The organism is Streptomyces sp. B1866 (assembly GCF_031932565.1).
In the GTDB taxonomy this organism is placed as follows: domain Bacteria; phylum Actinomycetota; class Actinomycetes; order Streptomycetales; family Streptomycetaceae; genus Streptomyces.
In genome coordinates this window covers 14,436-41,216 of sequence record NZ_JAVSCF010000023.1, presented here as the reverse complement: position 1 = coordinate 41,216, position 26,781 = coordinate 14,436, and the positions used below count along the sequence as shown (strand labels likewise).

Genomic DNA, 26,781 nt, shown 5'->3' with positions numbered 1-26,781 from the left:
GCCGCCCGGCCGCCCGAGCCCGTCCGGGCCCGGCTGCGCCGGGCCGCGGACCTGGCCGAGCGGGCCGCGGCCGTCGCGCTGCTCCCGCTGCTGGCCGGGGCCCTCGGCGCGTACGGGCCCCTGCTCGACGCGCTCTGACCGCGCGGCCCGCACCGCCGCACCACTCAGCACCACCCTGCTCAGCCTGGCACCGCCGTCGGCCGCACCGCAGCCGGCCGCGCCGCCGCACCGACCGGGGACCGAACCGAGGGAGGACACCATGGCACGAGGCGAGGGGCTGGACGGCGCCGTGTCACCGCCACCCCCGCCCGCGGCGCGGCCCCCGGCCGACCGCAGCCCCCAGCCGCGGCCCCGGTACGTGCCCGCCCCCACCCCCGCGCCCGCCCTCGACCCGGCCGTCGCCGCGCTCCGAGGCGCCCCGCGCCCCGGCGAGTCCCTGGCCCGCCGGGCCGGCCGAGCCCTGCGGCGCCTGGTCAGCGCGGTCCCGTCCCGGGAGGTCGAGGAGGCCACGCGCATCGCCCGCACCGTGCAGCAGCCGGTGGCCGGCGGGCGGCAGATCGCCGTGACCAGCATCCGCGGCGGCGCGGGCAAGACCACCGTCGCCGCCCTGCTCAACCTCACCTTCGCCCACTACCGCCCGGACCCGGTGCTCGTGCTGGAGGCCGACCCGGCGCTGGGCACCCTGCCGGTCCGGCTCGGCGCGGAGTCGGTCCGCTGGACCTGCTCCGACCTGGCCCGGGTGGTGTCGCCCGCGATGCAGTTCGCGGAGGTCACCGGCTACCTCGTGCAGCTGCGGGAAGGCGGCTGGCTGCTGCCCGGCAGCCAGGGCCGGATCGGCGCGCCGCTGGACATCCCGGCGTACCGGACGGTGACCACCGCGCTGGGCCGCTACTTCGGCGTCACCGTCGTCGACTGCGAGACGCTGCCGGGCGAGCTGGCCCGCACCGCCCTGGACACCGTGCACGCCCGGGTGCTGGTCGCGCCCGCCACCCTGGAGGGCGTGGCCACCACGCGCACGGTGCTGGACTGGATGGCCGCCGTGCCGCGCCCCATGCTGCCGGGCACCGTGGTCGCGCTGACGGCCGCCACCCCGCACGTGGCGATCGACCTGGACGCGGCGGCCCGGCACCTGGCGGGGGTCGGCGTGTCGGTCCTCACGCTCCCCTACGACCGGCACCTGGCGGCGGGCGGGCCGATCCGCACCGCGCTGCTGGGCGAGCGCACCCGGGCCGCCTCCGGCCGCCTGGCCGCGGCGGTCCTGGACCGGGCGGTGCGGCTGGGAGAGCCCCCGTGGGCCACCTGGCACTGACGCCGGCCCCCTGACACCGGACCGCCTGACACCGGCCGCCGGAGACCGGCAGCGGCGCCCTGGCCCAGCGCCGGCAGACCGGCAGACCGGCAGACCGGCAGACCGGCAGCGGCGGGCCCGGCCCCCGCGCCCCCGCCGTACCCGTCGCGGACTCACCCGGACGGCCCACTGTTGCGAACTCCCTTCGCGCACCACCCGCACCCGTCCGCCAAGACCTCAGCTGACCTGCACCTTCCCACCTCGCGGGGGCGCGCGGGCGGGCGCCGGCCGAGCCGTGGATGACCCGGACTTTAGGGACCCGCAAGGACCATGCCGTTACCTTGCGCCCTACACGACAACAGCGCCACATCCCGCCCCGCGTGCATCGAGAGCGGAGTCCCTAGATGGCACCCACCCTCACCCTCAAGCCCGGCACCGCCTGGGCCGACGCCTGGCAGCGCTGCCTGACCGTCGCGCCCGAGGCGTTCCGCGACGACCGAGTCCTCAACCTCTGGAGCGGAAGCTGGCAGGCCGACGGCCGCAGCCTTCCCGCCACCTCCCCCGTCGACGGCAGCCCCATCGCGGGCCCGCCGCGGCTGGACGCGGAGACCGCCCAGCGGGCCGTACGCGCCTCCCTCGACCAGCACCGCGCGTGGCGGTCCATCCCGCTGGCCGAGCGCAAGGCGCGGGTGTCCGCCGCGCTCGACGCGCTCACCGAGCACCGCCAGCTGCTGTCCCTGCTGCTGGTGTGGGAGATCGGCAAGCCCTGGAAGCTGGCCCAGGCGGACGTCGACCGGGCCATCGACGGCGTGCGGTGGTACGTCGAGGAGATCGACCGCATGGTCGAGGGCCGCACCCCGCTGTCCGGCCCGGTCAGCAACATCGCCAGCTGGAACTACCCGATGAGCGTCCTGGCCCACGCCATGCTCGTGCAGGCGCTCGCGGGCAACGCGGTGATCGCCAAGACGCCCACCGACGGCGGCCTGGCCTGCCTGACCCTCGCCTCCGCGCTCGCCGCCCGCGAGGGCATCCCGATCACCCTGCTCAGCGGCAGCGGCGGCCAGCTCTCCGAGGCCTTGGTCCGCTCGCCGGAGATCGGCTGCGTGTCCTTCGTCGGCGGCCGGGACACCGGCGCCAACGTCGCGACCGCCGTCGCCGACCTCGGCAAGCGGCACATCCTCGAACAGGAGGGCCTGAACGCCTGGGGCGTGTGGAACTACTCCGACTGGGACACCCTGGGCGGCCAGATCCGCAAGACCTTCGACTACGCCAAGCAGCGGTGCACCGCCTACCCGCGCTTCGTCGTGCAGCGCTCGGCGTTCGACTCCTTCCTCGCCGCCTACCTCCCGGCCGTACGGTCCGTACGCGTCGGCCACCCGCTGGCCGTCGCCAGCCCGGACGACCCGCTGCCCGAGCTGGACTTCGGCCCGCTGATCAACGCCGCCAAGGCCAAGGAGCTGGGCGACCAGGTCGCCGAGGCCGTCGACCGCGGCGCCGTGCCGCTGTACCGCGGCGACCTGTCCGACGGGCACTTCATCCCCGGTCAGGACCTGTCCGCGTACCTGGCCCCGGTCACCCTGCTGGCCCCGCCCTCCACCTCGCCCCTGCACCACGCCGAGCCGTTCGGCCCGGTCGACACGATCGTCCTGGTCGACACCGAGGCCGAGCTGCTGGCCGCGATGAACGCCAGCAACGGCGCCCTCGTCGCGACCCTGTCCTGCGACGACCCCACGGCCTTCGCCCGCCTCGCCCCCCAGATCCGCGCCTTCAAGGTCGGCCACGGCAAGCCGCGCTCCCGCGGCGACCGCGAGGAGCTGTTCGGCGGCTTCGGCGCCTCCTGGCGCGGCGCCTTCGTCGGCGGCGAACTGCTGGTCAAGGCGGTCACGGAGGGCTCGGGCAACGAGCGGGTCCCGGGCAACTTCCCCGACTACCAGCTACTGCCCTCCTGACCCCTTGGGCCCGTGGGCCCCTTCGGCCCCACCGGCCCCACCGGCCCCAGCCGCCGCACCGGCCGGCCGCCGAGCGACGCCCGCACGCGCCGCTCGGCGGCCCCGGTGCCCTGAGCCATCGGGGCCCCTCCAGGGGCGCCCGCGCGTGCGGCCCGCGAGGGGGCCCGTACGCTCGTACGCTCGGATGAAAGACGTCCCGGAGTCTTGGTATCGTGGTTGACGCCGCCGCGGGGCGCACCGCGGCACACCCGGTCCGGGTGGCGGAATGGCAGACGCGCTAGCTTGAGGTGCTAGTGCCCGTTAAGGGCGTGGGGGTTCAAGTCCCCCCTCGGACACCAGCTAAAACCCCAGTTGACCTGGGGTTTTCCTGTTGCCGGGGCGTGCCGATCGCTCCTGCGGGGCGGGGCTCATCCCAGCGGCGCCCCCGGGCTGGAGGTGCGGGCGGTCCTGCCAGGCGTCGAGTTGGGCACGGGGGCTCGACAAGCAACGCCCCACATCTGCCGCTGCCGGATGTGGGGACGCCTCGGTCTTGATCGCGGAAGGCCTGGGCAGGGGTGGAGATCTCGGCAGCGCGGGGGTCAGGAAGCGGCCTGGTAATGATCCAGTAGCTCTCGAACGCTCCTGGCGTTCCGGTGCGGCTTGAACCTGCTGAGCATTTCAGCCAAAATTTTGTTCGTGCGAAGTGATGCCGTGCTCTGGGAAAGCTCGACTGCCCGAGAGGCAGAATGAGTGCTCTGCTCGATATCGCCCACGTCGAGGTACGCGTCTGCCAGCCAGACCTGATACAAGGCGACTTCTCGCGCGTGCGTTTCGTCGTACGGAGCCGTAAGGCTCTCCAGGACCGGGATCGCTTTGGTCGACTGGTTCAGCTCGGCCCAGCACCGTCCGGCCATGATCATGGATTCGTCTCGGTTGATCCAGTAGACCATGTCTGGTTCTTCCGTAGCCCTCCCGTCTCGCTGGTCGTGGGAAAACTCGGAAAGGCCAAGCGCGCGAGCCGCCTCCTTTTCGTTACCGACTCGGGCATAAGCCCACGCCAGTCGGTCTGCCAGCACGACCCGCACGGCGGGCAGCACGTCAGAAGGAGCGTTGGCCAGGCTGGCTCGTGCCATTGCCGGGCCCTCTCCTGGGTTGTCCGAAGAAGCCGTCAGGTAAGACAGCTCGCTGAGTGCCGTAGCTGCCAAGGTCCGGTCATCGGCCTGATGTGCCGCGTTGCCGGCCTTTATCGCCAACGTACGGGCCTGCTTCAGGCGACCGGCATCGAATGCGACCCAGGAGGCGAACTGATACGTCTCGGCAAGGGCGCTGAACAGACCCCGGCCAACATCGTGGGTGTATGACCCGCTGGATGCCAGTTCCGTGATCCGTTGGATCTCGGCTACTGCCAGAGGAAACACAGATGTTCCGCCGCTGTAGTCGTCAAGTCTGCGCAAGTCCGCGATCCGTTGACGGAACCGGTCGACATCGGCCTGCCCGACGCGCCGCCCCTTTGCTGCTGCCGCGGGCGCGCCGACCGCGAGTCCCGCGACCGTGCTGGCCCCAACGAAGTTGCGTCGTTCCACGGGTCCAACCACCTCCGACTCGTCCTCGAACCCCATCATGTCTGGTTCGCCTCCAAGGTAACCAGACAGATCGACATCGAGCACTTCCTCGATGAGGCGCCACCAGTCCCGCGGCCTCCTCTTGCCGGTTTCCCAGCGACTCACCTCGTGCCGGGTGACCGGCCCTGTGCCCTTTGGGTAGTTTGCGGCCTCGTTCAGGGCTTGTGCCAGCTGACTTTGGCTCATTTTCGCCGTGTTTCGCGCGGCTTTGATTGTCTCCCCGAGGCGCACCAACCTCTCCCCTCCCTGCGCAGACCTGGCCAACAGGGGCCAACAGAGAGCCAACATAGCGGCCCCTTCCCTGCCGAGACTACTAGGAGTTGACTGCCTGTCACACACCGATCGCGGTCTTGAGGCAGGAGGCAAGGGATGTCCGCCATGACGATCCGGGTGTACGAGGTCGACAGCCGGACCGGGCGCCGCGTCCACGAGCGCGGTCAGCTGGTGATCCGGGCGGACTGGCGTACGTGGCTGTACGACTCGCCGAGTGATTCGCTGCGGTTCCCGCCTTGTGTCTGTCGGCGGTGCCGGGCGAAGGAGAGGCCCGGCACGCCGCCGTGACCGGTGGCGATGTCGTCTCCCGTCCCGCAGGCCGCAAGGGGACTGCGATCGGCAGGGCGGGGCACCTGCTCCTGCCTCCTCGGTCAGCCTGGCCCGCCGCCGGGCTGGGCGTGGGCCTGGCTGTGGAAGCCGGGAGGCGGGCCCGTTCCCTGGGGTTCAGACAGCGGGGACGGGGGTGGGGCGCGGGCCAGCCGGTCGCCCGGGGTCACCCCCGGGGGGGCCCGCGTCCCGCCGCGCACACCTCGGCTTCCCTGCCGCCGTTGAACCGGGGCAGGGAGGGCGGCCGGAGGACGATCCCGGCCGCGGGGGCCGCCTGATCGTGTCGTCCAGCGCGCGCCACGGCACGAGGGCGTCCTGGGGACCGCGCTTCGGCGCCGGACGGACGGCGCGCCGAGCGAGGTAGCAGGTGCGGGTGCGGCCGTCCCGGGCGGTCGCACCCGCACCTCCCCAAGTCCCCTGGCTTCCCCTGGCGCGGATCGAGAGCACGTGCGCCGGGGGAGAGCGGCGGTGCCGACCGCCGCCTGTCCGGGCCTGGCTGCTCGCCCTCGACGGTCGGTCGAGCGCCGGGCCCGGACTCCTGACACGACATCCCCCTGGCGGGGCAGAGCAGAGGCAGGGCAGGGCATGGAACCCCTCGGACAGGCCGCACCGGATCACAGGCCACGCGGCTTGGTGCGAACGGTGTGGTGGGCCTGGGTCGCGGCAGGACGGAACCTGTGGTGGCTGGGCGCGACCTGGTGGTACCTCGCCTTGATGGAATGGCCGCCCGGGGCCCTGCGGGCCCGTGAGGCACGCTCGGGTTGGTCGGACGAGGAGGCCGCGAAGGACGAGCTGCCCGCCGGGAGACGGGGGGCGGGGCCGTGAGACACCGACTGCCCCTGGGGCCGGGAGCCGGGAGCCATCGTCGCCCGCGTCGCTGCCTCCCGGTGGTCGGCGGGGTGTCGGGCCCGGCAGGCGTGCGGCGGCTGATGTACGCGGTCCGTATCGCGCGGGCAGCCGCCGTAGCCCTGCTCGTCCTGGCCGCATTCGCCGGTCTGGTGGCCGTCGCGATCTACAGCGACCCGTACGAGCCGTGACCCGCGGAAGGAATTCCGAGTGCGCCGGATCGAAGTCCTGGATGTGAGCGCCCGCACCGTCCGGGTCAAGGACGTGGTTCTCATCGGCGGATGGCAGCACACGGTCGTGAACCTGATCAGCCATCGCAAGGGCAAGAAGCTCGTTCTCGAAAGCGGGCAGACGTACCTGCTTGAGGAAGGCGAGTCGCTGCCCGCGCGGCGCATTACCGGCCGCTGAAGACTCCCGTCCCCGCCTGCCCTTTCGGATGACTTCCCCCGGCATCCGTCAGGTGCTCAGGCGGGGGCGGGCCCCCGGGGAACCCGAACAGACAAGGGACAGGAACAGGCGTAATGGCCAGGAAGAAGGACACGGTGAAAGCCGCGAAGAGCGCGATCGCGCGACAGGTGCGCGAGCCGAACCCGCCGCCGACACCTTCCCACGAGGACCCGGTGCGCACCCAGGGGGCCCTCGTGGACCGGCACGTCCGCAACCACACCCCGGAGCGCCTGTACGGGCCGCGCCCCGACAAGGAGCCTGAAGACGCCTGGGGAGACGACCCGGACTCCGAGGCGTAAGACACCCGTTCCGGCATGGTGTCGGAGGAACGCCTGGCCGGAACGGGCCCTACGTCCCTCGACAGGCTGGAAGAGCCGGGCAGCGCGGGCCCAGGCTCCCCTGCCTGCCCGCCTTACGACGCGCTTGGCCTGAGCGCGCGTGGCGGGCGCCGCCACCCCTGAAGTGCGGTGAGGGACACGGGGTGCCGACGCGTGAGGCTGGAAGGTAGGCACACGTCGGCGCCCCCACGCGGCCCCGCCCGGCCGTTTCTCCTCCGGCCGGGCGGGGCCCCGAGCCCCCGGTTCGGCCGACGCAGGCGTAGAGCTGCGTCGGCCGCACCGGGCCAGAGGTTCCCCGGCAGGGGCGAGACGGGCGGACGCGCCCACGCTTAGCCCCTCCGCCCGGGACGGGGGCGCCGTACAGGGCGTGCTCCGACCGGGTGCCGTCGAGGGCGGCGGCAGGGGACACCTCCTGATGCACGCCGTCCGTCTGCACGCCGGCCCAGCGTCCGTGACCGTCATGTCGAACACCGAAGCCGTCACCACCTGGTGCGGCCGGTACGTCCGCCCCTGGTGGGAGGCCGAGGAGGTCTCCGCCGAAGCCGTCTGCGCCGCACCGGTCGTGGTCGCCGAGGTCCACCCGGCGCGCTACGAGGACCTGGCCGCGGCCGTGACCGCCGCGGCGCACACCCGCCTGACGTACGCGCGAGCGGAGACGCTCCTGCACCGCGACGCCGCCACCGGCGTCATCCTCGCCGTGTCCCCGCGCGAGCGCCTGGCCTACCGGTCGGAGCCGCGCTCCGGGCACCTGACGATCTACGGAGGCGCTGACGGGCCGGTGGCCACCGCCGCGGCCCGCCTGGCACGGGAAGCGGTGCGCGGAGTGCTGTTGCGGGCGGGGTGGTCGGTGCTGCACGCCTCCGCCGCCGCTTTGGGCGGCCGGGTGGTGCTCACGCTGGGGCCCAAGGGGGCGGGGAAGACCACCGCCGCCCTGGCGATGGCGACCCGCCGCGGCTGGTCCCTGCTGGCGAACGACAGGGTGTTCGTCCGCCTGGGAGACGACGCGGTGGAGGTGCTGCCCTGGCCCTCGGCGGCGGCCCTCGGTCTGGGGCTGCTCGACGCGTTCGGCTGGTACGACGTGGTCCGCGAGCGGCTGGAGGCGGGGGAGGAACTGCACCCGACCCAGGACCCGCGGGTGACGGAGGCGCTGCTGGCCGGCCGCCGGGAGCCCCTGTGGGACGACGAGGGCAAGCGGGAGCTGAAGGCCCAGGTGTTCCCCGACCAGTTCCCGGACTGGTTCGGGGTGGACCTGGCGACGCACGGCAACGCTGCGGGACTGCTCTTCCCGCGGATCGACCCGCACGCCCCGCCCACCCTGACCCACAACAGCCGAAGCCTGACCGACCACGACTTCATGAGCGGCAAGACCGAGGACCGGTACCCCGACGTGTTCGGCCTGGCGGGCGGCGTGGACGGCGGGGGCCGGGCCGCGAGCCGACTCGCGGTCGCCGCGGCCCTGGAACAGCTTCCCCGCTACTCCGTGACCCTCGGCCACGACCTGACGGCCAACGGCGACTTCCTGGTCAAGCTGGCCGTGTAGGCCGCCCAGGCGGCAGCCGCCCCGGTGCGCCGGCACACCTGCCAGCCGAGGCCGGATCTCGTATGCCGCCCTTCCTTCTACCGCGTAAGCACCCCACTATGAGGACCCTCAGTCGAGAGGAGAACACTCGGTGTTATCGAACAGTGCGCGCGAGGGAGACCACGGCAAGCCCGAGGACCCCAAGCCCGACATGCTGCCAGGCCAGCCCTGGACCCCCTCGGAGGAAGACGCGGAGCCTCGCCCCGATGGCAGCACTCCGGACGGCGGCGGGACGCACAAGAAGTGAGCCGAGCTCAGGATGAGAAGCGGCCCACTCGGACGGAGCCGGGCCGCTTCCTCGACCGCACCCAGTCCATGACACCCGACTGGGCGCCCGCCTTCACCGCCGTGCCACGCGCGCCGTTCCTGCCTGACCTCATGTGGGCCCACGACCTCGACACGAACAGCAACATGCCGGTCAGCCGGGCCGACGACCCTGAGACGTGGCTCGCGTACGCGGAAGCGGATGTCCCCATCGTCACCCAGTGGGACGACGGCGATCACACCGGCACCGGGCCCGGCAGACTGTCGACCAGTTCCGCCAGCATGCCCAGCCTCGTGCTCTCCATGCTCAAGGATCTCGACGTACAGCCCGGTCACAAGGTGCTGGAAATCGGCACTGGCACCGGCTGGAACGCGGCTCTCCTCGCTCACCGTGCGGGGGCGGACAACGTCATCACCATGGAGGTGGACAAGGCTGTCGCGGCATCGGCCCGTGCGGCGCTGCGGCGCTTCGGGGCAGCGGTAGAGGTGGTCACCGGAGACGGCTTCCTGGGCCATCCGCAGGGCGCGCCGTACGACCGCGTGATCGCGACGGCCGGCCTGCGGACCGTCCCGTACACGTGGGTGGAGCAGACTCGGCCGGGTGGGGCCATCGTGGCCCCCTGGGGAACGCACTACAGCAACCGGGACGCTGTGGCCCGACTGACCGTCTCCTCGGACGGCACATCGGCTTCCGGGCCGTTCACCCGCCCCGCGCAGTTCATGAAGCTGCGTGACCAGCGTCTCAAGTGGAGCGGACACAGCGCCCTCGTGCCCCAGGACGTGATCGGCAACAGCGACCAGACAACCACCACACTGACGGAGGAAGAGTTCTCCAGCGGCTTGTTCGACGCTGCGCCCTTCGCGGTCGGGCTCCGGGTGCGGGACTGCCGCAACAGCCCCGCCAGGAAGCGGGACGGCACCCGCCCCGTGTGGTTCTACGGCCTGTCGGACAGGTCATGGGCCGTCGTGATCTTCCAGGACGGAGCCGCCGAGAACACCGTCTACCAGTCCGGCTCTCGCCGACTGTGGGACGAATCCGAGGCCGCCTACCGGTGGTGGGAGGAGCAGGGCAAGCCAGGCTATGACCGCTTCGGCCTCACCGTCGACCCGGAAGGCCACAAAGCTTGGCTCGACACTCCGGCCAACGTGCTGGCACCCGTGAGCTGATGTCTCGAAGCAGCCCGCCCTCCGCCGCTCGCGGCGAACTCAGGCGGGGGCTGCTCGGCCCGTTCGTGGAAAGGTGGCCCCATGCCCACCATCCGCATCGACGCCAACGAACTGCCCCCTCCAGCCCTGGCCGCCATCGAGGCACACGCCGGACCCGTGACTGCTCCACACCGACCTGAACAACGCCAACGTCCTCGTCGGCGACGAGGCCCGACTGGTGGACTGGGCCTGGGCGACGCGCGGCGCCGGGTGGCTGGACGCCGGGTATCGGGCGATCTGGCTGCTGGCGGTGGGCGGACACTCGCCGGAGTCCGCGGAAGCCTGGGCCGCCAAGGTCCCCGCCTGGGGATACGCAGCGCAGGAAGGCATCACCGCTTTCGCGGCGGCCAACGCGAACCTCTGGGAGGAGATCGCCGGAGCCGACCCCGACCCGTGGACGGCCCGCCTGCGAGACGCCGCCCGGCGCTGGTCCCAGCACCGGACCTCGAATAAATGAATCGATCTCGGCCTCGGCTGGGCGGAGACACGGCGGTGGGGAAGCCGACCAGGACGTCACTCTACGATCCGGGCACGACACAACCGGATCGTCACACGGGAGACGCCCACGCATGAACGCACCACCACCGCCCTCCGGAGCAGAGCGGACCGACGGGTCGTCCGTGCGGATCGGCGCTCTCGTTCCGCTGACCCGGCCCGGCTGGGGCGAGGCCGGTCGGCACCTGCTCGCCGGACTTGAGCTGGCCGTATCCGACGTCAACGACTCCGGCGGGATCGCCGGAAGGCCACTGGAGCTGCTGGTCCGGGACACCGCGGCCGATCCGCGGAGGGCCGCGGCGGCGGTGGACGAATGGGCCCGGCTGGGCGTGGCCGCCGTGGCGGGGGAGTACCACAGCGTCGTCGCTCGCGCCGCCGCCGCCAGGGCCGACGTGCTCGGCCTGCCGTTCCTGTGCTCGTCGGCGGTTCTCGACGCGCTCACCGAACAGCCCACGGAGTGGGTCGCGCGCCTCGCCCCGGCGCAGTCCCACGGCTGGCGGATCTACGCGGACTTCCTCCTCGGCGCGGGCCACAGGCGCATCGCCGTAGCGGCCGAGCCGAGTGTCTACTGGGCATCCGGGGCCCGCGTTCTGCGGGACCACCTCGCGCCGCGCGGCGGCACCGCCATCGAACTGGACATGCGTGCCCTCGCCCCCGCGGCCGTGTGCGACGAACTCGTCGGCCAGCGCGCGACAGCCCTCCTTCTTCTGGTCGGCCACCCGGAACCGGCGGTGTCGATCGTCAGGTCCGTCCGCCGTGACCAGCGCCTCTCCGGGATCATGGTCGGTGCTCCGGCCGGGCAGCCGGAGTTCGCCGGATGGGCGGCGTCGCTGGGTGGCGACGGCGCCGCGATCCCGTTCCTGCGCTACCTGCCCGAGCGCCTCAGCCCCCTCGGCGCACGAGTCGGGGCGGCCCTGCGCGAGCGGCTGGCCGAAGCGCCCTCCTTCGTCGCCTTCGAGGGCTACGACACGGTCGCCGTCCTCGCCGACGTGCTGCGTGCGCACGGCGCGGACCGGGCGCGCACCGCCGCGTCCTGGCCGCGCGTCGCGGTCGAGGGCACCCGCGGGCGGATCCGGTTCTCCCGGACGCCGGGCATCGGCGTGTGGCAGTGGGCCTGGGCGCCGGTCCAGGTCGTCGACCGGGATCCGGCGGATCCCGATCGCTTTCGGATTCTTCGGCGGCACCCGGTCTAAAACCCTTTGACCGCGGCCTGGTGACGGGGGCTGGAGTCCGGGCATGGCCGAGATCCAGGGCACATACGACGATCTGTTCGCCGCGGTGCCCCACGCGCTGGCGGAGCTGCTGGACTCCGGGGACGCGGGGGCGTCGGCGGCGGTCTTCGTGGACGGCGAGCCGGTGGTGGACGTCTGGGGCGGCTTCGCCGACGCGGGCCGTACGATCCCCTGGCAGCGTGACACGATCAGCAACTCCTGGTCGGTCACCAAGACCATGACCGCGCTGTGCGCCCTGATCCTGGCCGACCGCGGCGAGCTGGACCTGGCGGCGCCGGTCGCCCGGTACTGGCCGGAGTTCGCCGCGGCGGGCAAGGACGGCGTGCAGGTCCGGCACGTGCTCGCGCACACCGCGGGCCTGCCCGACTGGGAGGGGCCGGTCGGGGAGCTGTACGACTGGCCGGCCGCCACGGCCCGGCTGGCCGGGCAGGCTCCGCGCTGGGCGGCTCACGGGCCTGCGGGCCTGACCGCGTTCCCGGGGCGCCCCGGGGTGTCTCGCGGCGGTTGCCCGCCCGCCGTGCCCGTAAGGCCGTGCCCGTGAGGCCGTGCCCGTATGGCGGCCGTCGCCGCCCGGCCCCTCGGCCGGGGTCCGGCCGTGCCCTGTCCGCGCGCGGCCTCAGCGGTCTCGCCCGCGGCCCGGCGGCCCCGGGACGCCGTACGACGGCCGTCCCGGGCGCCCGGCCCACGGTGTCCGCGCGGAACGGCGGGACCTGGCCGGTTTCCGGTGCAACCCTCGCCGCCGGTCCCGTGTCCAACAGGTGACCGGACACCACCGACCGCCCGCGCACAGCTCCGGCCTCGCCATCCCGGCCGCCGGCCGCGGCGGCGGCGACTGTCACCAGCGCCCCGCCACCGGGCCTGACCAGCCACCGATTCCACGAAGGGGCCGTCTTCCGCATGCGTACGCACAGAGCCCTCGCCGCCACCGCCGCCCTCGCCCTCGCCCTGACCGGGACCCTGCTCGCCCTCCCCGCCGCCCACGCGGCCCCCGCGGCCCCGGCCGCCCTGCGCCACCAGGACGGCGAGCTGTGGTACAAAGCCGCACCCGGGCAGGCGAACCGCCTGACGGTGTCCGAGAGGATCGAAGGCGACGACTACATCCTGACCTTCCGCGACCGGGTCGGCATCACCCTCGCCGCCCAGGAGTGCGGCTACCTCTCGGCGACCGACCACACCGTCGCCCAGTGCAGGGTCCCCGCCCCCCTGGGCTCCGACGACTCGGACATCTACGACGTCGACCTCGGCGACGGCGACGACACCGCCACGATCGCCGCCGACAGCTCCGCGTACGCCGCGATCCACGGCGGCTCCGGCGACGACGTCCTGCTCGGCACCGGAGCCGACGTGCTCTACGGCGAGGACGGGGACGACCGCATCGACGGCGGCGGCGGGGTCTGGGGCCTCGGCTCCTACGGCGGCCCCGGAAACGACACCCTCACCGACTGCCAGTACGAGTGCCACGGCGGCCCCGGAAACGACTCCCTCACCGGCGGCGGCATCGAGGTGGAGGGCTTCGACAACGTCCTGTATGGGGACGCCGGCAACGACACCCTGCGCGGCAGGGCCGGCGCCGACACCCTCTACGGCGGCCAGGGCAACGACCGGCTGTACGGCGACGACGGCGCCGACAAGCTCTGGGGGAACAGCGGCGACGACCTGCTGCACGGCGGCCGGGGCAGCGACACCCTCTCCGGCGGCCCGGGCAGCGACCGGGTCTACCAGGACTGACGGCCCGCCTCTCCGCGGGGCTCCGGCGGGACCGGCCGCCGGAGCGCCCCGCCCCCCGGCACGGAAGGCCCGGCACGGAAGGCCCCGGGCACGGAAGGCCCCGGCCACGAGAAAGGGGGGCTGGCACCACCCCCGGCCGGGGTCCAGCCCTCCTGACCAGCCCGGTTTCCCGCCGAAGAATCGTGAGCGCCGATCCGCGACCACGACCAGCGAAGGCGGGAAACCAGCCATGTCCGAGCACACTCGACGCACTGTCCTGCGCGGCACCGCGCTCACGGCCGCCGGAGGGCTCGCCGCCGCCCACACCGGCGGGCGGCGGCCGGGCGGGCCGTCAGGCCGCACGGCCCCGGCCGCCGCCGTCGCCGCGGGCTCGGCGGGCCGCGACGCGCGGCCCTTCCTGCGGGGTGCCTTCGCGCCCGTGACCGAGGAGGTGACGGCCTTCGACCTGCCCGTCACCGGCCGCATACCCCGCGAGCTGAACGGCCGCTACCTGCGGACCGGCCCGAACGTGCTCGGCCTGGAGGACCCGCGGGCCCACCACTGGATGCTCGGCGACGGCATGGTGCACGGGGTGCGGCTGCGCGAGGGCCGCGCCGAGTGGTACCGCAACCGGTGGGTCCGCTCGGCCGGCGTGGCCCGGAAGCTCGGCGAGCCGTACCCCGGGCCGGTGCCGGAGAACGACTTCGCCTGCAACACCCACGTGATCGGGCACCGCGGCCGGATCCTGGCGCTCCAGGAGAGCGGGCCGCTGCCGTACGAGCTGGACGGCGAGCTGGACACCGTCGGCCCGTACGACTTCCGCGGCACGCTGGAGGGCGCGTACACCGCCCACACCAAGTACGACGCCCGCGCCGACGAACTGCACGCCGTCACCTACTTCCCCACCTGGGACCACGTGCGCCACCTCGTCGTGGACCGCACCGGGCGCGTCGCCCGCACGACGCGGGTACCGGTGGCGGGCAGCCCGATGATGCACGACTTCGCGCTCACCGAGAAGCACGTGGTCGTCTTCGACGTGCCCGTCACCTTCGACCCCGAGGCGGCCGCGGCGGGCGCGCTCGTGCCGTACACCTGGAACGACCGGCACCCCGCGCGGGTCGGCGTGCTGCCGCGGGCCGGCGGGGCGGTCCGCTGGTTCGAGGCGCCGCCGGTCTTCTCCTCCCACACCCTCAACGCCTACGACGAGGGCTCCTCGGTCGTCGTGGACCTCACCACCATGCCGGCGCCCTTCCACCCGGAGGGCCGGGGCACCGGCGGGCCGACGGCCACCGGCACGCCCGCGCTGGACCGGTGGACGGTCGACCTGGCGCGCGGCCGGGTGCACGCCCGGCGGCTCGACGACCGGCCGCAGGAGTTCCCGCGCGTCAACGAGCAGCGGGTCTCCCGGCGGCACCGGTACGGGTACGCGGCGTCGGCCGCCGAGATGTGGCGGGCGTACCTGACCGCCGACGGCGTCCCGCCGGACCGCGCCTTCGGCAACGCCCTCGTCAAGCACGACCTGCTGCGGGGCACCACCGCGGTGCACCGGCTGCCGAAGGGCGCGGCCGCGGGCGAGGCGGTGTTCGTCCCCGCGTGCGGCGCGCGGGACGCGGGGCGCGCGGCGGCCGAGGACGACGGCTACGCGCTCGCCTACGCGCACAACCCCGAGCGCGGCTCGGGCGACCTGGTGATCCTCGCCGCGCAGGACTTCACCGGCGCACCGGTCGCCCGCGTGCACCTGCCCGGCCGGGTCCCCCTCGGCTTCCACGGCAGCTGGGTCGCGGACGCCTGACCGGCCACCGCCCGCCGGCGGCGACCCGGTAGGCTCCCCGGACCGACAGGCAAGGCTTGAGAGCACGGAGGGGACGGCGCCGGGTGCTGATCGACACCGTGGCCTGGGTGCGCGTCGAGGGCGGCCGGATCCTCTGCGCGCGCCCCCGGGGCAAGGACGTGTTCTACATCCCGGGCGGCAAGCGGGAGGGCGCCGAGAGCGACCTCCAGACGCTGCTGCGCGAGATCGAGGAAGAGCTGGCGGTGCGCATCCTGCCGGACACCGTCGCGCACGTGGGCACCTACGAGTCCGGCGGGCCCGGCCTGCCGGACGGCGCCGTGGTGCGCATGAGCTGCTACACCGGGGACTACCGGGGCCGGCTCGCCGTCAGCGGCGAGATCGAGGAGGTGGCCTGGTTCTCGTACGCCGACCGCCCCCTGGTCCCGCCCGTCGACCAACTGCTCTTCGACGATCTGAAGTCCGCCGGGCACCTGGCCTGACCGCCGGGCGCGACCGTCCCGTCCGGCCGGCTCCGGCCGGTACGGTCGCAGCCGCGCCGAGAGTGCGGCTGCGACCGTATCGCACCTGGTCAGAGCGTGTAGGACGGCGATGGCCGCAAGCGGTTTCGTGTGCCACGGTAGGCGGCATGGACGCCCATCAGCACCCGCACGCGGCAGGGCACTCCGAGAGCCCCGAGCCCGCCGCCCGCCCGTACGGCCACCAGCACGGCCACGGCCACGGCCACCAGCACGGCCACGACACCGGCCACGGCCACGACCGCAGGCACGGGGACACGCGCCGCTCCCGGCTGCGGCACCGGCTCGCGCACCTGGTCACCCCGCACAGCCACAGCACCGTGGACCGGACCGACTCCGCGCTGGAGACCTCCCGGGAGGGCATGCGCGCCCTGTGGCTGTCGCTGGCCGTCCTGGGGGCGACCACCGTGGTCCAGGCGGTGGTCGTGGCACTGTCGGGGTCGGTCGCGCTGCTCGGGGACACCGTCCACAACGCCGCCGACGCCCTGACCGCCGTGCCCCTGGGCATCGCGTTCGTCCTGGGCCGGCGCGCGGCGAACCGGCGCTTCACCTACGGGTACGGGCGGGCCGAGGACCTGGCCGGGGTGGCGGTCGTGCTGACCGTCGCCGCCTCCTGCGCGTTCGCCGGGTACGAGGCCGTGGACCGGCTGCTCGACCCCCGCGAGGTCACCCACCCGTGGGCGGTGGCCGCCGCCGCGGTGACCGGTTTCGCCGGCAACGAGTGGGTCGCGCGCCACCGCATCCGCACCGGCCGCAGGATCGGTTCGGCCGCGCTGGTCGCCGACGGCCTGCACGCCCGTACGGACGGCTTCACCTCCCTGGCCGTCCTCCTGGGCGTGGCCGGATCCGCCGCGGGCTGGCGCTGGGCGGACCCGGCGGTCGGCCTGCTGATCACGCTGGCGATCCTGGCGGTCCTCGCCGAGGCCGTCCGCGAGGTCGGCCGGCGGCTGATGGACTGCGTCGAGCCCGGGCTGGTCGACACCGCCGAGGCGGCGCTGCGCGGCGTGCCGGGGGTGCGCGGCGTGGGCCAGGTGCGGATGCGCTGGATCGGGCACGCGCTGCGCGCGGAGGCGGACATCGTCGTCGACCCGCACCTGACCGTGGTCGCCGCCCACGAGCTGGCCGTCGCCGCCGAGCACGCCCTGATCCACGCCGTGCCCCGGCTGACCGCGGCGACCGTGCACACCGACCACACCCCGCACGGCGGGGACCCGCACGCCGCCCTCGCCCACCACGCCGCGGCCTGAGCGGCGGGCGCGGCCAAGCGCCGACTGGGCGCCGCCTCCTCAGGTACCGGAGCGCGCCGCGGCCGCGGCCTGGTCGGCCAGCTGCGCCAGGCCGTTGCCCATCGACCAGTCGTCGCTGGAGTTCTCGGACAGCGTGACGAACACGTCCTCGGGCCGCACCCCGGCCTCGGCCAGTTCGTCCGCCAGACGCCGGTACAGGCCGCGCTTGACCTCCTCCGGCCGGCCCGCGCGCAGGAGGACCTGGACGCAGACGACGTCCTCGCGGGCCACGCCGAGGTAGCTCGGATCGAAGAACATCTCTTCCGGGTCGTGCGGCGTGACGATCTGGAAGCGGTCCCCGGCCGGGACGCCGACGGCGTCGACCAGGGCCCGGTGCACGCCGTCGGCGATGGCGCGGCGGGCGGCGGGCGGACGGGTGGCGGACAGGTCGATGCGGACGAGAGGCACGGATACGCTCGCTTTCCGTCGGGGACCCGGCGCGGTGGCCGACGGTCGCCGATCATAGCGCCGGCCGTGCCACCGCCCGCCGCGCCGGCCCCGGCAGGGGTACGGGCCGCGGGACGCGTTCGTCCTCGCACGTCCCGCGGGGCGCCGGGAGCCGGGCGGACAGGGAGCCGGGCGGGACGCGCCGCGCGTCAGAAGTTGATCATGTGGCCGGCCAGGCCGTGGACCGCTTCCTTCACCGCTTCCCCGAGCGTGGGGTGCGCGTGCACGTTGCGGGCGACCTCCGTCACGGTCAGGTCCCACTGCTGGGCCAGCGTCAGCTCCGGCAGCAGCTCGGTGACGTCCGGGCCGATGAGGTGCGCGCCGAGGATCTCCCCGTGCGTGGCGTCGCTGAGGATCTTCACGAAGCCGGCCGGGCTGCCGATGCCGTGCGCCTTCCCGTTCGCGGTGAACGGGAACTTGGCCACCCGCACGTCGAATCCCCGCTCCCGGGCCTGCGCCTCGGTCCAGCCGAAGCTGGCGATCTGCGGCTGGCAGTAGGTCGCCCGCGGGATCATGGTGAAGTCCAGCTCCATGGTCTCCGCGCCCGCGATCGTCTCCGCGGCGACGACACCCATGGCCTCGGCCGCGTGGGCGAGCATGAGCCGGGCCGTGACGTCGCCGATGGCGAAGACGTGGGGGACGTTCGTACGGCCGCGGGCGTCGGTCCCGATCGCGCCGCGCTCGGTGAGCCGCACGCCGGTGCGCTCCAGCCCGTAGCCCTCGGTGTTCGGGCCGAAGCCGATGGCCTGAAGGACCTTGTCGGCCTCCAGCACCCGGGTGCGGCCGCCGCCGGAGACGGTGACGCGCACCTTCTCGCCGGAGTCGTCGATGCCCTCCACCCGGGTCGAGGTGAGCACGTCGACGCCCAGGCGGCGGTACTGCCGCGCCAGCTCCTTGGACACCTCCTCGTCCTCCAGCGGCACGAGGCGGTCCAGGAACTCCACGATGGTGACCGCGACCCCGTAGGAGCGCAGCACGTAGGCGAACTCCACGCCGATGGCGCCCGCGCCGGCGATGACGATGCTCTCCGGCAGGCTGTCGCTGAGGATCTGGCTCTCGTAGGTGACCACCCGGTCGGACAGCGACGTGCCCGGCAGCAGGCGCGGCGTGGCGCCCGTGGCGATGACGCAGTGTCCGAAGGTCACCGTCTCTGCGGTGCCGTCCGCCCGGGTCACCTGGAGCGTGTGGTCGTCGGTGAAGGAGCCGCGGCCCTCGAACTGCTGGATGCGGTTCTTCTTCATCAGGTAGTGGACGCCCTTGGCGCGGCCGTCCGCGACCTGCCGGCTGCGCTGGTAGGCCACGGAGTAGTCGGCCGTCACCGGGCCGTCGAAGACCAGGCCGTACGCCTTCGCCTCGTGGGTGACCAGGTGCGCCAGCTCCGCGTTGCGCAGCAGGGCCTTGGAGGGGATGCACCCCACGTTCAGGCAGACCCCGCCCCAGTAGCGTTCTTCGACGATCGCGGTGGTCAGCCCGAGCTGGGCGGCCCGGATCGCGGCGACATAACCGCCGGGCCCCGCGCCCAGTACGACGACGTCATAGTGCGCGCTCATGGCGGGCAGGCTACCAAACCGGCCTGGTCGGCCCGGTCCCGACCGGTGCGGCCCGGCGCGGTTCACCGCGGGCCGGCGGGCGTGCGGCCCGCCGGCCCGCGGTGGCCCCGAAGGTCCACCGGGTTCAGGCCGCCTTGGCGGCGGCGCCGCGGACGCGGGGCGTGTCCCAGATGCCCATCGCCTTCCACACCCGCCTGCTCGCCGGGGTGAGCAGTCCCAGCTCGCCCATCAGGTCGCGGATCTTGCCGACCGAGGCGCGGATCTCGTCCCGGGCCGCCTGGCACTCGTACGCCTTCTTCACGACCTCGTCGGGGATGTCGAAGTAGCGCACCATCGGACCGGGCGGGGAGAGCATGATGCGGGCCATCACGCCGAGGACGACCGGGGTGGTCAGGCCCAGGATCCGGCGCCGCAGGGCGGGCATCCGCGGCACCCGGTGCTTGAGGTAGTGGCGGGCGAAGGAGATGTGCCGGGCCTCCTCGGCGATGTGGATGCGCATGATCGTTTCTTCAAGGGGGTGCTTGATGTGCCCGCCCTTGAGGGACTTGCGCTGCACGTAGTCGATGGGGTCCTCGCCGCCGAGCACGAAGACGAAGAACAGCTCGGTGTTGACCAGCGGGATCAGCGGCGCAAGCTGGGCGATCGCGCTGAGCGCGCGGGGCATGCCGCGTATCGGCAGCCCGGTGCGGTTGACGAACTCCTGGAACATCATCCCGTGATGGCATTCCTCGGTCGTCTCGTGGTAGACGTACCGGAACTCCGGGCGGCCGTTGGGCAGCCGGTAGGCGTAGTTGAGCAGGCCGCGCTTGAGCAGGTTCTCGAACTGGAGGCCGATCTTCATCGCGGTGGCCACGCGCCACAGCCCGATCCGCGTCTGGACCCCGGCGGGCTGGGCCTTGTACCACTCGGTCTCGCCCAGCCGGTCGAACGGCGGCAGGACCCAGCGCGGGTCGTCCGGGTCGACCTGGAGGTCGGGGTCGTCCCAGGGGATGTCGGCGTACGCCTCCCAGTGCTTGTCCACCGACGCCTTGTTGAGGCGGTCGATGACGCTCAGGTAGGCCGCGCGGTCGGTGACCTGCGCGCGCAGTTCTTCGGCGAGTTCGGTGGGTGCTTTCGGCATGTCGGGCACTTCCTTGTGGTCACGCGCGGGAGACCGCGGTCGGCTCAGTGGAGGCCGCCGTCGGGTCCGCGGGGCGGGGCGGCGGGTCCGGGGTCGGGAATGATCAGACGGGCGATGTCCTTGATCATCTGTAGGACCGCCCGCTGGTGGCCGTGGGCGTCGTCGTCCAGCGCGTTCTGCACCGACAGGCCGACGAACGTGGCGTACAGGCTGCGCAGTACGACGGGCGCGAAGTCCTCCGGCAGCGCGTTCTGCGGGAACAGCCGGTCGAAGGTGTCCAGGATGGCGTCGAGGATCCGCCCGTCGAGGTCCCGGCACAGCTCCCGCAGCTCCTCGTCGGTGCGGGCCGCCATGGCCAGCTCCAGCAGGGCCTTGGCGGGGCGCCCGCGGAAGACCTCCCAGAGCAGGTCGAGCGCGCCCTCGACGTTGTGCCGCTCGGGGGGCAGCACCGCGAACGCCGTCTCGTACGCCAGCCGCTGGGCCGCCAGCAGGTGCTCCAGGGCGGCGGCGACCAGCGCCATCTTGGTGGGGTAGTGGTGCTGCTGCGCCCCGCGGGAGACGCCCGCGCGGCGGGCCACCTCGGTGGTCGAGGTGCCCGACCAGCCCAGCTCGACCAGGCACTCCATGGTGGCGTCGAGCAGCCGCGCCCGGGTGCGCGAGCGCCGCTCGTCCTGGGTGCGGCGGCTGTCGCTGTACCCGCGCGAGTGGCGGCGGCGCCTGCTGACTGACACGCCCCGACGGTAGGAGCGCGGCAACAAGCAAGCAAGCCTGCTTGTATGTGCCGCCCGTCACATCCGGCCGTGAGGGCCGGCCCGCGGCGCCGCGGTTCACCGGTCGAACCGACCAGGGGTGAGGTCACGCCTCCGACGGCCGGCTCCGGGTGGTCTTCCGCCACGAACCCTGCGGCACCCGCCTGGGCCCGGACGGCACCTGCCCGGCCTGCGCGGTGCGGGTGCCGCCCGAGGACGTCCGGATGCTGCCCGGACCCGGCACCGACGCGGGCCCGCACCGCCCGGATCCGGTGTCGCGCGCGTCGGCCCGGCCGCGCCGGCTGCTGACCCGCATCGACGCGCCGGGCGTCCGGTCGTCCCGAGCCGCGCCCGGCGGGGCGGGCCCGGCGTCCGCGCGGCCGGTGGAGCCGTACGGCCCGGAAGCGGCCGGACGGAGGCGGCTTCCGGACCGTACGGGCCGGAAGGCGGGCGGGCCCCTGGCGCGGGCGGGCCTCCGCGCCGCGCGCGTCCCCGGCAGCCGTGCGCGCGCCCGCGCGGAAGCGGCGGAACGGGCGGTGTCCACTCCTCGGACGCCTCCGGGTGGCCGTGCGCAGGCGTCCCCCGCCCCGTGCCCCGCCCGCACCCCGCCACGAGATATCTTGATGTCGAGCAATGTTGCAGACGTGGAGCGGAGCACCCGGTGACTGACTCGACCATCATCTACACGCACACCGACGAGGCCCCGGCCCTGGCGACGTATTCCCTCCTGCCCGTGGTCGAGGCCTACGCCTCCGCGGCCGGGGTGGCCGTGGAGACCCGCGACATCTCCCTGGCCGGGCGGATCATCGCCGCCTTCCCCGAGCGCCTGCGGGAGGACCAGCGCATCGATGACGCGCTCGCCGAGCTGGGCGAGCTGGCGAAGACGCCCGGAGCCAACATCATCAAGCTGCCGAACATCTCGGCCTCCATCCCGCAGCTGAAGGCCGCGGTCGCCGAGCTGCGGGACAAGGGCTACGCGCTGCCGGACTACCCGGACGACCCCAAGACCGACGAGGAGCGGGACATCCGCGCCCGCTACGACAAGGTCAAGGGCAGCGCCGTCAACCCGGTCCTGCGCGAGGGCAACTCCGACCGGCGCGCCCCCGCGTCGGTGAAGAACTACGCCCGGTCGCACCCGCACCGCATGGGCGCCTGGTCGCCGGAGTCGAAGACCAACGTCGTCCACATGACCGCCGACGACTTCCGCTCCACCGAGAAGTCCGCCGTCATCGCCGAGGACGGCGCGCTGCGCATCGAGCTGGCCGGGGACGACGGGACCACCACCGTGCTGCGCGAGTCGGTGCCGGTGCTGGCCGGCGAGGTCGTCGACGCGTCGGTGATGCGGGTGGCGGCGCTGCGCGAGTTCCTGGCCGCGCAGGTCGCCCGCGCCCAGGCCGAGGGCGTGCTGTTCTCGGTGCACCTGAAGGCGACGATGATGAAGGTGTCCGACCCGATCATCTTCGGGCACGTGGTACGGGCCTTCTTCCCCAAGACCTTCGCCGCGCACGGCGAGGCGCTCGCCGCGGCCGGCCTGACCCCGAACGACGGCCTCGGCGGCATCCTCAAGGGCCTTTCGGCGCTGCCCGAGGGCGTGGAGATCGCGGCGTCCTTCGAGGCCGAGCTGGCCGAGGGCCCGCGGCTGGCGATGGTCGACTCCGACCGGGGCATCACCAACCTGCACGTGCCCAGCGACGTCATCGTGGACGCCTCCATGCCGGCCATGATCCGCACCTCCGGCCACATGTGGGGCCCGGACGGCCAGGAGGCCGACACCCTCGCGGTCATCCCGGACAGCAGCTACGCGGGCATCTACCAGGCCGTCATCGACGACTGCCGCTCGCACGGCGCGCTCGACCCCGCGACGATGGGCTCGGTGCCCAACGTCGGCCTGATGGCCAAGGCCGCCGAGGAGTACGGCAGCCACGACAAGACCTTCGAGATCCCCGTCACCGGCACGGTGCGGGTGCTCGACGGCCGCGGCGAGGCCGTGCTGGAGCACGTGGTGAGCGCCGGCGACATCTGGCGCATGTGCCAGACCAAGGACGTGGCGATCCGCGACTGGGTCAAGCTCGCCGTCACCCGCGCCCGCGCGACCGGCGACCCGGCCGTGTTCTGGCTGGACGAGACCCGGGCGCACGACGCCAACCTCATCGCGAAGGTCCGGGCGTACCTGCCCGAGCACGACACCGAGGGGCTGTCCCTGGACATCAAGGCGCCGGTGGACGCCATCACGGTGTCCCTGGAGCGCATCCGCCGCGGCGAGAACACCATCTCGGTCACCGGCAACGTGCTGCGCGACTACCTGACCGACCTGTTCCCGATCCTGGAGCTGGGCACCAGCGCCAAGATGCTGTCGGTCGTGCCGCTCATCAACGGCGGCGGGCTGTTCGAGACCGGCGCCGGCGGCTCCGCGCCCAAGCACGTCCAGCAGCTGGTCAAGGAGAACTACCTGCGCTGGGACAGCCTGGGCGAGTTCCTGGCGCTGGCGGTCAGCTTCGAGCAGTTCGCGCAGACCACCGGCAACGCGCGCGCCAAGGTGCTGGCCGACACCCTCGACCGCGCCACCGGCACGTTCCTGAACGAGGACAAGTCGCCCAGCCGCCGCCTCGGCGGCATCGACAACCGCGGCAGCCACTTCTACCTGGCCCTGTACTGGGCGCAGGAGCTGGCCCGGCAGACCGACGACCCGCAGCTCGCCGAGGCGTTCGCGCCGCTGGCCAAGACGCTGACCGAGCAGGAGGGCACGATCGTCGACGAGCTGCTGGCCGTGCAGGGCTCGCCGGCCGACATCGGCGGCTACTACCGGCCCGACCCGGCCAAGGCCGCCGCCGTCATGCGCCCGTCGCAGACCCTCAACCAGGCCCTGGCCACCCTCGGCTGACGCCCGCGCGGGCGGACCGGCGCCGCCCGCACCCCGGACCGCCCCGGCCGGCGCCGCACCCGGCCGGGGCGGCCCCGCGTCCGCGCAGGGCGCGAGCGCGGGACCCGGGGCCGGACGGGCGGCCCCGAGCCGGCGGCTACAGCTCCACCAGGACCTTGCCCCGGTTGGCCGCCCGGTCGGTGTACAGGCTCTGGTACGCGTCCGGGATGCTGTCGAAGCCCTTCCACACGGTCTGGTCGTAGGTGATCTCCCCGTCGCGGACCAGGCCGCCCAGCTCGTCGCGCAGCGCCTTCCAGTTCTCCTCGCTGAACCACTCGATAGCGAAGATGCCGCGGATGGTGGCGCGCGGGAACATGATGTACGGCAGCAGCCGCGGACCGACGAAGTCGCCCGCGACCTGCGTGGCCCACTGCCAGCACACCGCCACCTGGCTGCCCACGTTCAGCATCGAGAACACCACGTCGGTGAGGGTGCCGCCGAGGCTGTCGAAGTACTTGTCGACGCCGTCCGGCGCGGCCTGCCGCAGCGCCTCGCGGACCTTCTCCTCGCCGTCGCCCTGCCGGTAGTCCACCACCGCGTCGAAGCCGAGGCCGGTGAGGTACGCGGCCTTCTCCGGCGAGCCGGTGGTGCCCACCACGCGCGCGCCCGCCCGCTTGGCGAGCTGGCCGACCAGCGTCCCGATCGCGCCCGACGCGCCGCTGATCACCACCGTGTCGCCCGGCCGGACGGTCATGAACTTCGTCAGCGTGCCCCACGCGGTCATGCCCGGCCCGCCCAGCACGCTCAGCGCCGTGGACAGCGGCAGCGCGTCGTCGTGGTCCGCCGGGTCCAGTTTGCGGTAGGCGGGGAACACCATGGGGAACGTGCCGGTCTGCCACAGCGCGGGCGCGCCGTCGCTGACGACGTGGCTGCGCCAGCCGCCGAAGCCCTGTACCAGGTCACCGGGCCGGAAGGCGGCCCGCGGCCCGGCCTGGAGCACCTCCATGACCGCGTCGGCGCCCATGTGATCGCCCAGCGGCGTGTCCAGGCAGATGCCCTGGAGGTACGGGTCGACGGAGATGTACCGCGTCTTCAGCAGCATCTGGTCGTCCTTCAGGTCGACGTCCACCTCCTCGACGACCTTCTCGTACACGCGCCGCACGTCGGGGACGCCTTCGGCGTGCTCGCGTACGACCCACTTCTCGATCCGCATGTCAGACTCCCTGTGACAGTGAGGCGCCGCGCGGCTCGCGCGCCGCGGCGGCCGGCCGCGCCCCGACGGGCACGACCACGTGGGTGGGCGCGGGCTTGGTGTCGTCGACGCTCGCGGTGAACTCGCGGCCGTCGTCGCGGCAGACGAACTGCATGACGTGCCGGCCCGCGGCCGCCGCCCGGATCAGCCCGCCGGTGGTCGCCCACACCCCGGACATGTAGAAGTTCGCCAGGCCCGGCAGGCCCGGCCCGTGCTTCTTGACCAGCTCCTCCAGCGTCTCGCCGCTCTCCACGAACGGCTGCCAGCCCAGCACGGTGCCGTCGTAGTTGCCCGTGTAGCGGACCTGGGTGAGCGGGGTGGACACGTCCCGTACGGCGACGGACTCGGTCAGCCCCGGGTAGCGCTGCTCCAGGAACTCCAGCAGCGCCGTGCGCGCCCGCCGCTTGGCGGCGTAGTACTCCCGGCCGTGCCGCACCGGCAGGGTGTGGATCTCCTCGCCGCCGCGCACCCGGCTGACCTGCTCCGGGCCCTCGTCCAGCGCGCGCCACGGGCCGATGTCGCAGAAGTACGTGGCGTACACGACGCTGGTCTCCCGCGGTGACAGCTCCGGGTAGTGCGCGCTGCGGAACTGCACGTTGATGCTCGGGTGGCGGATGCCCGTCAGCCGCGCGGCCTCCGCGTCGGTGAGCAGGTGCGTGGTGCACGGGTCGCCCTCGGGGAAGGCGCGCTTCAGGCCCAGGAAGAGGATGAAGTAGCCGGGGAAGACCATGCCCGGCTCCTGGATGGTCCGCGTGTACAGCTTCCGGTAGGCGTCGTTCAGGTAGCGGCCCTTCAGGAACTTCGTCATCGTCGTGTGCCCGTCGCAGGCGGAGACCACGATGTCGGAGCGGAACTCCCGCCCGTCGCTCAGCCGCACGCCCACCGCGCGGTCGTCCTCCACCAGCACCTCGGTGACCTTGGCGTTGTAGGTGATGTCCCCGCCCAGGCGCCGGTAGCGCTGCTCGATGGACCGCGCCAGGCCCAGCGAGCCGCCCTCGGGCACGCCCGCCGACAGGTTCGCGTGCGAGGCGAGCTGGAAGTAGAACGGCAGCACGGGGAAGTTCGGGTGCTTCTCGTAGAGGATGAAGTTGAACGCCTCGCGCAGCAGCGGGTCCTTGAACCGCGCCGAGTACTCGGTCATCAGCGAGCCCATCGACTTGCGGATGACGTTGACGTACGGGAGGAACGAGGCCAGCATGCGCCACCGCTCCCGCCGCCCCATCAGGCCGACCGGCTTCAGGAACGGGTACACCGCCAGGCACTTGCGGAACGCGCGCAAGCCCTTGCAGAAGTCGCGGATCAGCCGCGCGTCGGCGGGGGACAGCTCCGTCAGGTGGGCCTGGAGCCGGTCGGGGTCGGAGTAGAAGTAGACCGCGCGGCCGTCGCGTCCGCGCACGATGTTGAACACGTCGAAGTGCCGCATCTGCTTGCCCTGGAGCGCGCCGAGCTCCAGCCATATCTGGTGCATCTCGTTGCCCGGCCCGTTGCCCAGCAGCCAGCTGACGCAGCAGTCGAAGGTGAAGTCGCCCTTGTCCCACGCGGTGCAGCAGCCGCCGGGGATCTCGTGCATCTCGAATATCCGCGTGTGGTAGCCGTTGAGCTGCGCGTAGACGCCGGTGGACAGGCCGCCGAGGCCGCCACCGATGATGATCATGGTT

Annotated in this window: 22 protein-coding genes, 1 tRNA gene and 2 pseudogenes; 18 read left to right on the top strand and 7 right to left on the bottom strand. The window is 73.4% G+C overall.

Features of this window, described 5'->3' with window-relative positions; genetic code table 11:
• The first annotated feature begins 259 nt into the window (after positions 1-259).
• The 3 genes from RKE29_RS05995 to RKE29_RS05985 all read left to right on the top strand — a co-directional run bounded on the left by RKE29_RS05995 (position 260) and on the right by RKE29_RS05985 (position 3,575).
• Positions 260-1,309 carry a type VII secretion protein gene (locus tag RKE29_RS05995; protein ID WP_312003983.1) on the top strand — a complete coding sequence of 350 codons (1,050 nt, stop codon included), beginning with the start codon at positions 260-262 and terminating at the stop codon, positions 1,307-1,309.
• Positions 1,310-1,692: 383 nt separating this feature from the next.
• Positions 1,693-3,237, top strand: coding sequence for an aldehyde dehydrogenase family protein (locus tag RKE29_RS05990; protein ID WP_312003982.1), 1,545 nt, complete (start codon positions 1,693-1,695; stop codon positions 3,235-3,237).
• Positions 3,238-3,488: 251 nt separating this feature from the next.
• Positions 3,489-3,575 (top strand) — tRNA-Leu (locus RKE29_RS05985).
• Between the two features lie 240 nt (positions 3,576-3,815).
• Here RKE29_RS05985 and RKE29_RS05980 read toward each other — a convergent pair.
• Complete coding sequence (locus RKE29_RS05980) at positions 3,816-5,069, bottom strand: helix-turn-helix transcriptional regulator (RefSeq protein ID WP_312003981.1); 1,254 nt, start codon at positions 5,067-5,069, stop codon at positions 3,816-3,818.
• Positions 5,070-5,207: 138 nt separating this feature from the next.
• Here RKE29_RS05980 and RKE29_RS05975 point away from each other — a divergent pair, with 138 nt between their 5' ends.
• From RKE29_RS05975 to RKE29_RS05910, 14 genes and pseudogenes are all read left to right on the top strand, one after another.
• Positions 5,208-5,399 (top strand): hypothetical protein, encoded by a 192-nt coding sequence (locus tag RKE29_RS05975; RefSeq protein WP_312003980.1) that lies wholly within the window; start codon positions 5,208-5,210, stop codon positions 5,397-5,399.
• A 938-nt stretch (positions 5,400-6,337) separates the two neighbouring features.
• Positions 6,338-6,475, top strand: coding sequence for a hypothetical protein (locus RKE29_RS05970; RefSeq protein WP_312003979.1), 138 nt, complete (start codon positions 6,338-6,340; stop codon positions 6,473-6,475).
• Positions 6,476-6,494: 19 nt separating this feature from the next.
• Positions 6,495-6,692 (top strand): hypothetical protein, encoded by a 198-nt coding sequence (locus tag RKE29_RS05965; protein ID WP_312003978.1) that lies wholly within the window; start codon positions 6,495-6,497, stop codon positions 6,690-6,692.
• 113 nt (positions 6,693-6,805) lie between these two features.
• Entirely contained in the window at positions 6,806-7,030 is a 225-nt protein-coding gene (locus tag RKE29_RS05960; RefSeq protein WP_312003977.1) for a hypothetical protein, read from the top strand.
• Between the two features lie 499 nt (positions 7,031-7,529).
• Complete coding sequence (locus RKE29_RS05955; RefSeq protein WP_312003976.1) at positions 7,530-8,609, top strand: hypothetical protein; 1,080 nt, start codon at positions 7,530-7,532, stop codon at positions 8,607-8,609.
• Positions 8,610-8,739: 130 nt separating this feature from the next.
• Positions 8,740-8,895, top strand: coding sequence for a hypothetical protein (locus RKE29_RS05950; protein ID WP_312003975.1), 156 nt, complete (start codon positions 8,740-8,742; stop codon positions 8,893-8,895).
• A 68-nt stretch (positions 8,896-8,963) separates the two neighbouring features.
• Positions 8,964-10,079, top strand: coding sequence for a methyltransferase domain-containing protein (locus tag RKE29_RS05945; RefSeq protein WP_312003974.1), 1,116 nt, complete (start codon positions 8,964-8,966; stop codon positions 10,077-10,079).
• Positions 10,080-10,239: 160 nt separating this feature from the next.
• A pseudogene (locus tag RKE29_RS05940) lies at positions 10,240-10,575 on the top strand (aminoglycoside phosphotransferase); the annotation flags it as partial.
• Between the two features lie 112 nt (positions 10,576-10,687).
• Positions 10,688-11,806, top strand: a complete 1,119-nt coding sequence (locus RKE29_RS05935) for an ABC transporter substrate-binding protein (RefSeq protein ID WP_312003973.1) — start codon at positions 10,688-10,690, stop codon at positions 11,804-11,806.
• Between the two features lie 43 nt (positions 11,807-11,849).
• Positions 11,850-12,287: pseudogene (locus RKE29_RS05930) on the top strand (serine hydrolase domain-containing protein); the annotation flags it as partial.
• Positions 12,288-12,742: 455 nt separating this feature from the next.
• A complete protein-coding gene (locus RKE29_RS05925; protein WP_312003972.1) occupies positions 12,743-13,573 on the top strand; it encodes a calcium-binding protein in 831 nt (276 codons plus the stop codon).
• Between the two features lie 229 nt (positions 13,574-13,802).
• Positions 13,803-15,344 (top strand): carotenoid oxygenase family protein, encoded by a 1,542-nt coding sequence (locus RKE29_RS05920; RefSeq protein ID WP_312003971.1) that lies wholly within the window; start codon positions 13,803-13,805, stop codon positions 15,342-15,344.
• A gap of 83 nt (positions 15,345-15,427) precedes the next feature.
• Positions 15,428-15,823, top strand: coding sequence for an NUDIX domain-containing protein (locus RKE29_RS05915; protein ID WP_312003970.1), 396 nt, complete (start codon positions 15,428-15,430; stop codon positions 15,821-15,823).
• Positions 15,824-15,969: 146 nt separating this feature from the next.
• Positions 15,970-17,106 carry a cation diffusion facilitator family transporter gene (locus tag RKE29_RS05910; protein ID WP_312003969.1) on the top strand — a complete coding sequence of 379 codons (1,137 nt, stop codon included), beginning with the start codon at positions 15,970-15,972 and terminating at the stop codon, positions 17,104-17,106.
• A 39-nt stretch (positions 17,107-17,145) separates the two neighbouring features.
• On the opposite strand, the gene RKE29_RS05905 is transcribed toward RKE29_RS05910, so the two are convergent.
• The 4 genes from RKE29_RS05905 to RKE29_RS05890 all read right to left on the bottom strand — a co-directional run bounded on the left by RKE29_RS05905 (position 17,146) and on the right by RKE29_RS05890 (position 20,993).
• Positions 17,146-17,553: a tautomerase family protein gene (locus RKE29_RS05905; RefSeq protein ID WP_312003968.1), complete on the bottom strand. Its 408-nt coding sequence runs from the start codon at positions 17,551-17,553 to the stop codon at positions 17,146-17,148.
• 188 nt (positions 17,554-17,741) lie between these two features.
• Positions 17,742-19,142, bottom strand: a complete 1,401-nt coding sequence (gene lpdA / locus RKE29_RS05900) for a dihydrolipoyl dehydrogenase (RefSeq protein ID WP_312003967.1) — start codon at positions 19,140-19,142, stop codon at positions 17,742-17,744.
• A gap of 124 nt (positions 19,143-19,266) precedes the next feature.
• Complete coding sequence (locus tag RKE29_RS05895; RefSeq protein ID WP_312003966.1) at positions 19,267-20,262, bottom strand: diiron oxygenase; 996 nt, start codon at positions 20,260-20,262, stop codon at positions 19,267-19,269.
• A gap of 44 nt (positions 20,263-20,306) precedes the next feature.
• Positions 20,307-20,993 carry a TetR/AcrR family transcriptional regulator gene (locus tag RKE29_RS05890; protein WP_312003965.1) on the bottom strand — a complete coding sequence of 229 codons (687 nt, stop codon included), beginning with the start codon at positions 20,991-20,993 and terminating at the stop codon, positions 20,307-20,309.
• Positions 20,994-21,672: 679 nt separating this feature from the next.
• Here RKE29_RS05890 and RKE29_RS05885 point away from each other — a divergent pair.
• A complete protein-coding gene (locus RKE29_RS05885) occupies positions 21,673-23,892 on the top strand; it encodes an NADP-dependent isocitrate dehydrogenase (protein ID WP_312003964.1) in 2,220 nt (739 codons plus the stop codon).
• Positions 23,893-24,028: 136 nt separating this feature from the next.
• On the opposite strand, the gene RKE29_RS05880 is transcribed toward RKE29_RS05885, so the two are convergent.
• Positions 24,029-25,084, bottom strand: a complete 1,056-nt coding sequence (locus RKE29_RS05880) for an NADP-dependent oxidoreductase (protein WP_312003963.1) — start codon at positions 25,082-25,084, stop codon at positions 24,029-24,031.
• 1 nt (position 25,085) lies between these two features.
• Positions 25,086-26,777, bottom strand: a complete 1,692-nt coding sequence (locus RKE29_RS05875; RefSeq protein ID WP_312003962.1) for an NAD(P)/FAD-dependent oxidoreductase — start codon at positions 26,775-26,777, stop codon at positions 25,086-25,088.
• Positions 26,778-26,781: the final 4 nt, after the last annotated feature.